General features: G+C 71.0%; 12 protein-coding genes and 1 pseudogene. 5 read left to right on the top strand and 8 right to left on the bottom strand.

Annotation, left to right across the window (positions count from 1 at the left end):
* Positions 1–370 (top strand): transglutaminase-like cysteine peptidase (locus MKK69_RS12220; RefSeq protein WP_243968142.1); only part of this gene is annotated, 370 nt, incomplete at its 5' end.
* 12 nt (positions 371–382) lie between these two features.
* Here MKK69_RS12220 and MKK69_RS12215 read toward each other — a convergent pair.
* A complete protein-coding gene (locus MKK69_RS12215) occupies positions 383–640 on the bottom strand; it encodes a hypothetical protein (RefSeq protein ID WP_243968143.1) in 258 nt (85 codons plus the stop codon).
* Between the two features lie 323 nt (positions 641–963).
* Between MKK69_RS12215 and MKK69_RS12210 the strand changes: the two genes are divergently transcribed.
* On the top strand, positions 964–1,671 hold the full coding sequence (locus tag MKK69_RS12210) for a transglutaminase-like cysteine peptidase (RefSeq protein ID WP_243968141.1): 708 nt from the start codon (positions 964–966) through the stop codon (positions 1,669–1,671).
* A gap of 43 nt (positions 1,672–1,714) precedes the next feature.
* Here the strand turns inward: MKK69_RS12210 and MKK69_RS12205 are convergent, their stop codons facing one another.
* The 7 genes from MKK69_RS12205 to MKK69_RS12175 all read right to left on the bottom strand — a co-directional run bounded on the left by MKK69_RS12205 (position 1,715) and on the right by MKK69_RS12175 (position 7,418).
* Entirely contained in the window at positions 1,715–2,044 is a 330-nt protein-coding gene (locus tag MKK69_RS12205; RefSeq protein ID WP_243968139.1) for a DUF6949 family protein, read from the bottom strand.
* A 141-nt stretch (positions 2,045–2,185) separates the two neighbouring features.
* Entirely contained in the window at positions 2,186–2,401 is a 216-nt protein-coding gene (locus tag MKK69_RS12200) for a DUF3126 family protein (protein WP_091721446.1), read from the bottom strand.
* A gap of 191 nt (positions 2,402–2,592) precedes the next feature.
* A complete protein-coding gene (gene cysE / locus MKK69_RS12195) occupies positions 2,593–3,444 on the bottom strand; it encodes a serine O-acetyltransferase (protein ID WP_243968138.1) in 852 nt (283 codons plus the stop codon).
* Between the two features lie 199 nt (positions 3,445–3,643).
* On the bottom strand, positions 3,644–4,528 hold the full coding sequence (locus MKK69_RS12190) for a helix-turn-helix transcriptional regulator (protein ID WP_243968136.1): 885 nt from the start codon (positions 4,526–4,528) through the stop codon (positions 3,644–3,646).
* Between the two features lie 339 nt (positions 4,529–4,867).
* Positions 4,868–5,800 carry a transglycosylase SLT domain-containing protein gene (locus tag MKK69_RS12185; protein ID WP_243968135.1) on the bottom strand — a complete coding sequence of 311 codons (933 nt, stop codon included), beginning with the start codon at positions 5,798–5,800 and terminating at the stop codon, positions 4,868–4,870.
* Between the two features lie 207 nt (positions 5,801–6,007).
* Positions 6,008–6,841 (bottom strand): Cof-type HAD-IIB family hydrolase, encoded by an 834-nt coding sequence (locus MKK69_RS12180; RefSeq protein ID WP_243968134.1) that lies wholly within the window; start codon positions 6,839–6,841, stop codon positions 6,008–6,010.
* A 4-nt stretch (positions 6,842–6,845) separates the two neighbouring features.
* Positions 6,846–7,418 carry a gluconokinase gene (locus tag MKK69_RS12175; protein WP_243968133.1) on the bottom strand — a complete coding sequence of 191 codons (573 nt, stop codon included), beginning with the start codon at positions 7,416–7,418 and terminating at the stop codon, positions 6,846–6,848.
* Between the two features lie 176 nt (positions 7,419–7,594).
* On the opposite strand from MKK69_RS12175, the gene MKK69_RS12170 reads away from it, so the two are divergent.
* The 3 genes and pseudogenes from MKK69_RS12170 to MKK69_RS12160 all read left to right on the top strand — a co-directional run.
* Positions 7,595–7,870 (top strand): DUF3072 domain-containing protein, encoded by a 276-nt coding sequence (locus MKK69_RS12170; protein ID WP_243968132.1) that lies wholly within the window; start codon positions 7,595–7,597, stop codon positions 7,868–7,870.
* Positions 7,871–8,053: 183 nt separating this feature from the next.
* Complete coding sequence (locus tag MKK69_RS12165; protein WP_243968131.1) at positions 8,054–8,302, top strand: Flp family type IVb pilin; 249 nt, start codon at positions 8,054–8,056, stop codon at positions 8,300–8,302.
* 716 nt (positions 8,303–9,018) lie between these two features.
* Positions 9,019–9,204: pseudogene (locus MKK69_RS12160) on the top strand (sugar transporter); the annotation flags it as partial.

The raw sequence follows: 9,204 nt of genomic DNA, 5'->3' as shown, positions 1-9,204 counted from the left end.
GCGGGTCAACAAGGCGGTCGAGCCGATGACCGACCAGGATCACCTGCACGTGGCCGACCGCTGGGACCTGGCCGAGGACGGCATCGGCGACTGCGAGGATTTCCAGCTGCTCAAGCGCCACCTGCTGGCCGAGGCCGGCCTGCCGCGCCGGGCGATGCGCATGACCGTGGTGATCGACGAGAAGGGCGAGGGCCACGCCGTGCTCACGCTGATCACCGACCGGGGCGACCTCGTGCTCGACAACAAGACCAGCGCGATCCTGCCCTGGCACAAGACCGGCTACGTGTTCATCAAGCGCGAGAGCCAGGACGCCGTCGCCTGGGTCTCCCTCGGCGGCGTCACCTCCCCGGTCACGACCGCGAACCGCTGAGCGGGGGCCGGTTCAGGCCGCGCGGCTGAGCGGGGCGGGCGCGAGCTTTGCGACGTAGGCTTCGACCCGGCCGATGAAGCCGGCGAGGTGGGGGGCGACGCCCCGGAGGCTGGCGAGGTCGCGCACCAGGATGTCCCGGGACAGGGCCCGGTCGCCCGCGCTCGGCGCGTCGGCGAGGTAGGACTCGACCGCGTGTTCGGCGATGTTGATCGCGCCGGCCCGACCATCCTCGGCGAGCGCTCTGATCACCTGCTGGATGGCGGGCTGCATCACGATGTCCGTGTCCTGTTTCTGGCCCGCGTCCCGGAGGAATTGGCCGGGGCCTTGCTACGATCGATCGACCCGCCGCGAATCCAGCGCGGGGGCACGGTTTGACAAGCCGGCAAAGCGGCCGCGAAGCAAGGGCTTCGGGCGACGCGCAGATCGGGCATTCCCGCACTGCATGCGAGGATGCGGAGTTCTGCGGATGCAACACCGCCGCGAAACGGAACCCGCAATGGGGTTTGGCCGTTTTCATCTCCCTCCGAGCCCATTGTGCGCCGCAGAAAGGCGTGTCACCTTTCCGTCATCATCGGGCGGCGGGGGCTTGGACCATGCGGCACGCGGATGGCGGACTCACGTGCCAGACCTTCGGGCTCCTGCGATGGCGGGGCTGGACGGATGCGGTGCGCCGGGCGCGCCAAGCCGCGAGCTTCGGCTTGGTCGGGACGTTGCTGACCCTGGGCGGCGCCACGACCCACGCGCATGCGCGCCTCGTCCTGCCGGGCGAAGCGTCCCCGGCGGAGCCCACTGGATCCGTGCGTGCCATCGCGGGCTGGACCAATTTCTGCGCGCGCGTGCCCGAGGAATGCACCCTCGACACATCGGAACCGTCCGTGATCCCGCTCACCGTGGCGGTCTGGCGAACGCTGCTGAGCGTGAACCGGCGGGTCAATGCCCGCATCCGGCCGCTCACCGATCAGGCGCATTGGGGCGTGGTCGACCGTTGGGACTTCCCCGATGACGGATCGGGCGATTGCGAGGACTATCAGCTCCTGAAGCGGCGGATGCTGGTGGAGCGCGGCCTGCCGCGGCGTGTCCTGCTGATGACCGTGGTGATCGACGAGACCAACGAGGGCCACGCGGTGCTGACCGTGCGCACCGATCGGGGCGACTTCATCCTCGACAACAAGACCGACGCGATCCGCCCCTGGCGGCGCACCGGCTACAGCTTCATCAGGCGCGCCGGCCAGGACGGCCCGGCCTGGGTCTCCCTGGAGGGGAAAGACGGCACCGCCCAGGTGGCGACCGCGGAGCCGTAGCGCGGCTCCTCAGCGGAGAAGGATAGGGCGATGCCGTGGCGGCTCAGGCGCCGACCAGCATCGCCGCGAGGTCGAGGGCGACCCGGCCCGAGAGCAGGCTCCAGCCGCAGGCGATCACCGTGGCGAGCATCACGAACGGGATCGGCCGCCCCTCGATCCGCCGGCCGCGCACGGTGTTGCGCAGGATGATGAACGGCGCCGAGAAGGCCAGCATGGGCAGGGCCGCCACCGCCGGCAGGCCGCCGCGCTCCAGAAGGCTGAAGCTCGCCCGCCGCGCCGCGAACAGCTCGAACGCGCTGGCGATCAGCCCGGACAGCGCGAGGCCGATGCACAGCGTCCGTATCGAGTCGAGGGCGGCGGGCGTGAGGACCATTATTCGCGCTCCTGTATAGGTTGCGCGCAGTTTAGTCACGTCGTTTACCGCCTGTTAAGTAATACCAGCGGGTAGCGTTAACCCATGCACAGGTAGCCGCGGACAGAGGCCGCCTCGCATGGGCGGTGGGGCGGTTGCGTCTCAGGCGTCCTCCTCGAGGTCGATGTCCAGGATCGCCATCCGGAAGACGAAGGAATCGTCGCCATCCTCCTTGTCGTCGGCGATCACGCCGATTGACTCCTCGCCGATGAACACCTCGGCGGAATCGCCGGTCTTCATCGCCGTCAGGCGGATGTTGTTGTTGGCGAACTTGCGGCGCAGGTAGTCCTGGAGCTTCGCGGTCTCGGCTTTGGTCACGCTGTCTGGTCTCCCTCACGCATCGTCCCGAACGGTGATCGCCGGAATCCGGGGTTGAGGATGCGATATCATGGCTCGGCCGCATCGCCCGGGGTCCGGCTCCCGGGTCGATGCTCCAGCAGCGCTGGCGCCGCGGATGGGCCGTGGGCTTGCCACGGCTTCGGCGGAGCGGCAAGCGCGGCGGTCGCCCGTCAGATCCCATCGCCCAGATGGATGAACTGGTCGAGCGCGACCAGCTGATCCATGGCCCGGGCCGGATCGTCACAGCCCGCAGTGCCGACGACGCGGGCGGGCACGCCCACCACCGTGGTGTTGGCCGGCACCGGCCGGAGCACCACGGACCCCGCGGCGACCCGGGCACAGGCCCCGACCTCGATGTTGCCCAGGATCTTGGCGCCGGCGCCGATCATCACGCCGCGGCGGATCTTGGGATGCCGGTCGCCGCGCTGCTTGCCGGTGCCCCCGAGCGTCACGGCGTGCAGGATCGACACGTCGTCCTCGATCACCGCGGTCGAGCCGACCACGAGCCCTGTGGCGTGGTCGAGGAACACGCCCCGCCCGATCCGCGCGGCCGGATGGATGTCGCACTGGAACACCTCCGAGACGCGGCTCTGGATGTAGAGGGCGAGGTCGCGCCGGCCGCGGTTCCAGACGTGGTGGGCGAGACGATAGGCCTGGAGCGCGTGGAAGCCCTTGAAGTACAGGACCGGCTCGAGCGCCCGCAGGGTCGCGGGATCGCGGTCGATCACCGCGCCGATATCGGCGCGGAAGGCCTGTCCGATCGCGGGGTCGACCGTGATCGCCTCGTGGAAGGCGTGGGCGATGAGTTCGGCCGGCAGCGACGGGTGCCCCAGGCGGGCCGCGACCCGATGGGCGACCGCCCCTTCGAGCGTGGTGTGGTTCAGGATTGTCGCCACGATGAAGGAGGCGAGCTGCGGCTCGGTGTGCAGCAATTCCTCGGCCTCGGCGCGCAGACGCGACCAGACCGGGTCGAGGATTGCGAGGTCGCGGGCCCCCGGATTGCGGGCGGGACTGGCGCTCATGGGCGGATGCTCATGTCCGGGACTCCGAATTGGCCGGGCGGCGCGTGCGGACCCCGTCCGTGCGGGGCAGGCGGCCGCGCCATACGCGAAATCGTGGCGCACGCTCTAGCGTGGTGCGCCGCACCGCGGCGATCAAGGGCCGGGGCAATCCCGAGCCTGCGTCGCCCGCGGGGCTGTCATCGAAAACCGGCGGCCCGGATCACTCGACCGTCGCGACCGTCTGCCCGAACCGCGCCTCGATGGCCGCGGTCAGCCGGTCGAGCATCGTCTGGACCGGGATGTCGGAGGTATCCACGGTGGCGGGCGCGCGGGCGTAGAGCGGCTCCCGGCTCGCCAGCACGGCGCGCAGTTCCTGCATGGCCGAGGCGTGGTCGCCGGTCGTGGCGAGGTGGCCCTGCTCGCGCACGCGGCTCATATGCTCCTCCGGCCGGGCGCGCAGCCAGATCGTGTAGAAGGCCTGGAGCAGTAGGTCGTAGGTCAGGGGCTCGGCCACGATGCCGCCGCTGGTCGCCAGGATCAGCGGCCCGGGATGCTCGGTGAGTCGGCGCAGGGCCGCCTGTTCCAGCCGCCGGTATCCCTCCTGGCCGTAGATCGCGAAGATCTCCTGCACCGAGAGGGCGTTCTCCCGCTCGATCTCGGCATTGAGCTCGACGAAGGTCCAGCCCAGGCGCTCGGCCGCGAGCTTGCCCAGCGTCGACTTGCCGGCGCCGCGCAGGCCGGTCAGGGCCACGCGCGGACGGTCCCCCGCCTCGGGCCGGTTGCCCCCGGACAGGGCCTGTTTGGCGGCGGCGATCTGCGCCGGGCTCGCCTGGCCGAGGAGGTCGCGCACCACCGGCCAGTCGGGCAGGGCGTCGTTGCCGGTGATCAGGTCGTCGAGCCGCACGCCCATGGCGTTGGCGACCCGCCGCAGCAGGATGATCGACACGTTGCCCTGGCCGCCCTCCAGCTGCGCGATGTAGCGCTCGGAGAGGCCCGAGGTCTGCGACAGGACCTTGCGCGACAATCCGCGCACGGTGCGCGCGTGCCTGACGCGGCGCCCGAGGTCCGTGAGAAAGAGAGATTCCTGTTCCACCACGCCGGTCATGGCGCCGTCCGCTTTCCTGCCAGCCTGGAAGCAGAGTCCGTGCCCTGCATGTCTACCGCTTCGAGATCGATCGCGCTCCGCGGCCCGGACGAAGGCGGCCCGACCTTGCGCGCGGAGACCCGCGTATTCCTGCCCAAAAGATCTGTCTTGCGCGACCTGTATCCGGCCGCTGCGACCCGGCAGCGGCGCGTGCCGTACCGATCCAACCACGTTGCTGGCGCGGTCTATCTGTTGCGGAACGCCGCGATGGTCAAGGCTTGAGCATGATCCTTGTGTGGGCAGCGCAGCGCCTCCGCGCCCGATCCGGGATCGCGCCGGCGGGGGGGGCGGGGTGCGGCGCTACTCGACCGGCAGGGCGGTGGCCTCCTGCAGGGCCGCGCCGGCCAGCGCGCGCCGCGGACCGGCGGCGGCCAGCATCTGAAGGGTCGGCCGCCGCGGGGGCAGCGGCACCTCGACGGTCTCGCCGACCGGGGCCGAGGCGGCGGTCGGCGTCGCGGCCGGGCCGGGAACGGCCTCGGCCGGGGGCGAGAGACGCAGCTCCGCCATCTCGGCCGGCGCGGCGGCCCCGGCGCCGAAGCCGGCGGGCCGGCGCGGCGGGAGCGGCACCTCGACGGCCTGGACCTGCGCCGCCGGCTCCACCGAGGCCGAAGCTGCCGGTTCGACGGACAGACTTGCGAACTGGATCGTGCCGGTCAGGGCGGTGGGACGGCGCGGGGGCAGCGGCACCTCGACCGCCTCGGTCGGCGCCGCGACCGCCGCGACGGTCGGGGCGTAGGCCAGGGCCGGGGCGCCCGCATCCGCGACGCCGCCGCCGAACAGGCTCGCCAGGGCGCTCGCCGAGGCGGCCACGGGGGCGACAACAGACGCGACTTCAGTGGAGATGCCCTGCCGCTTGGCCGCGAAATAGTAGCCGCGGTTGTAGTACTGATAGGCTTGGCTGAGGTTGCCCTGGGCGGTGCGGTAGGCGCCCGCCAGATAGGCCACGCCGTAGCGGAGGTTGGTGGCCGGGTCGAGGAGCCCCGCGGCGTCGCCGGTATAGCCGAGGCTGCGTGCGGTCGCGTGCTTGATCTGCATGAGGCCCAGGGCACTGCCGCCCTTGGCGTGCGGATTGTAGTTGCTCTCGCGCTTGACCACCGCGTGCACGAAGCTTGCCGGAACGCCGTTCGCCTTGGCCTGCTGCTCGATCAACGCGTCGATGTTGTCGTGCGCCGCCTGCCCGAAGGCGGCGGCCGGCACGACCGCGAGGAGGGCGGCCAGGAGAAGGCGATGCATTCCGAGACCCGGTCTTGCTTGCTCTGTGGTCAAGCTAGGTCGCGGGGAAATGAGGCCGGAAAGCGGCCCCGCTTCGGCAAGCTGTGGGCGGCCGGGGTACGGGCGCGCCCTGTGCCCTGGCGGACACAGGCGGCGTCATTCGCCGGGGGCACCTGCGGCCCATCGCCGGCATCGTCCCGAGCGGGCGCCACCGTCCGGGACGGGGCGTTAAGGAAGGATGAAGCGCGCGACGCCGTGGGCGAAGCCGTCCGCGTCGTTGCCGTCGGTGACGGCGTGCGCCGCCGCCTTCACGGCGTCCTCGGCATTGCCCATCGCCACCGAGAAGCCGCTGTTGGCGAACATCGGACGATCGTTGCCGGCATCGCCGAAGGTCGCGATCCGCTCCGGCGGGATGCCGAGATGCGCGCTCATCCAGGCGACGAACCGGCCCTTGTCGAGATCGGGCGGCGTGACGTCGAGGTAATAGGCCTGGGAGCGGTGGACGGTGGCCCGCCCGGCCAGGGCGGTCCCGATCCGCGCCTCGCACGCCGCCAGATGGACAGGGTCGCGGCTCACGCCGACGATCTTGGCCGCCGTGCCCGTGAGCGTGCCGAGATCGGCCACGACCCGGGGCTCCGCGCCGATCGTGCGGCGCTCCAGGTCGGTATAGGGGCCGTCCGGGTCGCGCAGGCACCACGCGCCCTCGGCGAAGACCCAGACGTCGAGCCCCTCCGCCAGGAGCCGGTCGAGGGCCGCCCGCGCGGCGGCCTCCGGGATCGTCCGCTCCTCGAGGATCGACAGGTCCGGCCGCACCACGCTGGCGCCGTTGAACGCCCCCATCGGCAGGTCGAGGCCGAGCTCGGCGACGAGGCCGCGCAGCCCGATCGGCGGTCGCGCCGAGGCGATGCTGAAGCCGATGCCCGCCGCGCGCAGCCGCGCCACGGCCGCGACGGTCCCGGGGGTGAGGCGCTTGTCGCCGGTCACCAGGGTGCCGTCGACGTCGGAGATCACCAGGGCGATCCCTTGGGTTTTTCCCTGGTCCTTGTCGGATCCCATCATCATCGGCTCACTCCCCGTCCGCCCGCGGGCGGGTCTCTATCGCGAGCCGCGCCACGATACGCTCCGCGATCACCGCGGGCGGCTCGGCGATGCCGACGGTGATCGGGTGCTCGTCGCGGCCGGGGACCTCCAGCGCGGCGAACTGACTGTCGAGGAGGAGGGGTGACATGAAATGCCCATGGCGCCCGGCGAGGCGCCCGGCGATCAGGGCCCTGTCCCCCTCCAGATAGACGAGGCGCACCCGCCGGCTTCCGCCCGTCAGGACGTCCCGGTAGGCCCGGCGCAGGGCCGAACACACCACCACCCCCGATTCCCCGGCCTCCAGCCTCTGCCGGACCCAGACCGCGATCCGCGCCAGCCAGGGCGCGCGATCCACATCGTCGAGGGCGCGGCCGGCCTGCATCTTCGCGACGTGCTCCGGGCTGTGGAAACTGTCGCCGTCGACGAACAGCCAGCCGAGTCGTTCGGCGATCAGCGCCGCGACGGTGCTCTTCCCGGACCCGGAGACGCCCATGACCACGAGCACCTGCGCGCCCACGGTCGCCGGTCCGGTCTCGCGCGTCTGCACCCTCTGGGACATCTTCCGGATCCCCGTGGCTCCGAGGCGCCGACCCGGCGCCGGGGATCATGAATAGGATCGGGGGCGGGGAAGGAAAGGCCGCTGCATGAAACCGCGCGGTCCGCGGGTCGGCCGGAACCGGCCCGGGACCCGCGCGTTCATCCCGGGAAGTTAGAACATTGCAGGAACAGAGAACCATGGCCCAGTCCACCGCGAAGTCCGCTTCGAAGACCGACCAGCACGCCGAAAAGTCGGATGCGAATCCCAAGACCGATCCCAAGGACGTCTCGAACCAGATCAAGGACCCCGATCAGTGGACCACCGGCGGCGAGCCGATGACCGGGGCCCAGGCTTCGTACCTGAAGACCTTGTCGGAGGAGGCCAAGGAGCCGAAGGCGTTCGACCCCGACCTCGACAAGGCCGAGGCTTCCAAGCGGATCGACGATCTCCGGCACAAGGCGGGCCACGCCTGATCCGGTTCAGGGCGCGTCCGATCCTTCGGACGCGCCATCCCGGGTTGGAATCGGGCGTAACCTGCCGAAAGGATACGCTTTCGGAGACTGGTTTAAGACAGCGGCAATAGCGGGTCGGGTAAATACGGGGATCGGCCGCGTTGCCTCGGGGGCGGCGGAGCGCGGTGGGGGACGGTTTCAATCATGCATGAACCGAACTGCCGCGGGGCGGAGCAGCGCGCCGCACGATCGATGCCCCCCTCCGGCCGTGCCAGTGCGGCCGCCGTCGCGATGGTACAGTTCGCCCGCGACCTGCGCGGCTCGACGGCGATCGAGTATGCCCTGATCGGCTCCCTGATCTTCCTAGTCGCCGCCGGAAGCCTGCGCCTCTACGCGACCCGGATGAGCGGGGTCTACAACCAGATCAGCACCGCGGTGAGCCAGACCAATTAGCGTCCCCATGCGGGCATCGTTCGCGACCTTCGCCCAGGTGCGCCCCGTTGAGTGGTGATCGCCGCCTCGAAGCCGACGCGACGCGCGCTCTCTCCCGCAGAGGCTAAGATATTCACACATCGCGGGCCGAGACACTCTCTTCTCCCCCTCGCGGTTACGGGCGGCACAGGTTTGAGGGCTCAGCGAGCTCGCCGGTCAGACCGGCGGGACTCGGGTCCCCTTTCCCGCACGGGAGGAGGGCTGTCGCGCTGCGTCATGAGCCGCGTGCCTTGACCTGCGTCGCCCGTAGCCCGTGCGGGGAGGGGAAAAACCTTCTGTTCCCATGATGGTGGTGTCCGACTGCGACGCATGATGCCGGCGGCCCGCACGGAAGGGGCCTGGCGCTCCGTGGGGCTTGAACGCTCTTTCTGGCGAACCGCCGGGGATCAGGCGCTGTCCGGAAATGGGCGTATCGCGCCGCCGAGCCGGACGGGGGCGGTTCCGGGCCTTGCAGACGTCCGGAAACCGGGCCACCGCACCATCATCCCGGGGCGGGCGGGGCCGGATCGGTCAGGCCGTCGCGGTCGATTCCGGGCGTCTGCCCCGAAAAAGCTGTGCTTAGCGAGGATGAAACCGCGAGCTCGGCCGTCCCCGGCGGAGTGTGGCTCACCCGCTACGGACACCCGGGCCGCCATGGGCTAGGCACGGGCTCTGCACTACCGATGGGCAACATCTGGATGCGAACACTTCCCCTCGTCCTGCTCGCCGTCACGGCGATGTCGGGCTGCACGTACCTGCCCGCGGCGGGTCCGACGGCGAGCGCGATCCAGGCGGGCGCGGAGGTGGCCACCCCGGATGGCGGGATGCTGGCGCGCTACGAGATCATCGACGTCACCCCCGCGGTGGTCGAGGCCCTGCGCGGA

It is taken from the genome of Methylobacterium sp. J-026, assembly GCF_022829585.1.
Classification (GTDB): domain Bacteria; phylum Pseudomonadota; class Alphaproteobacteria; order Rhizobiales; family Beijerinckiaceae; genus Methylobacterium.
This window is presented reverse-complemented; position numbering and strand designations above follow the sequence as displayed.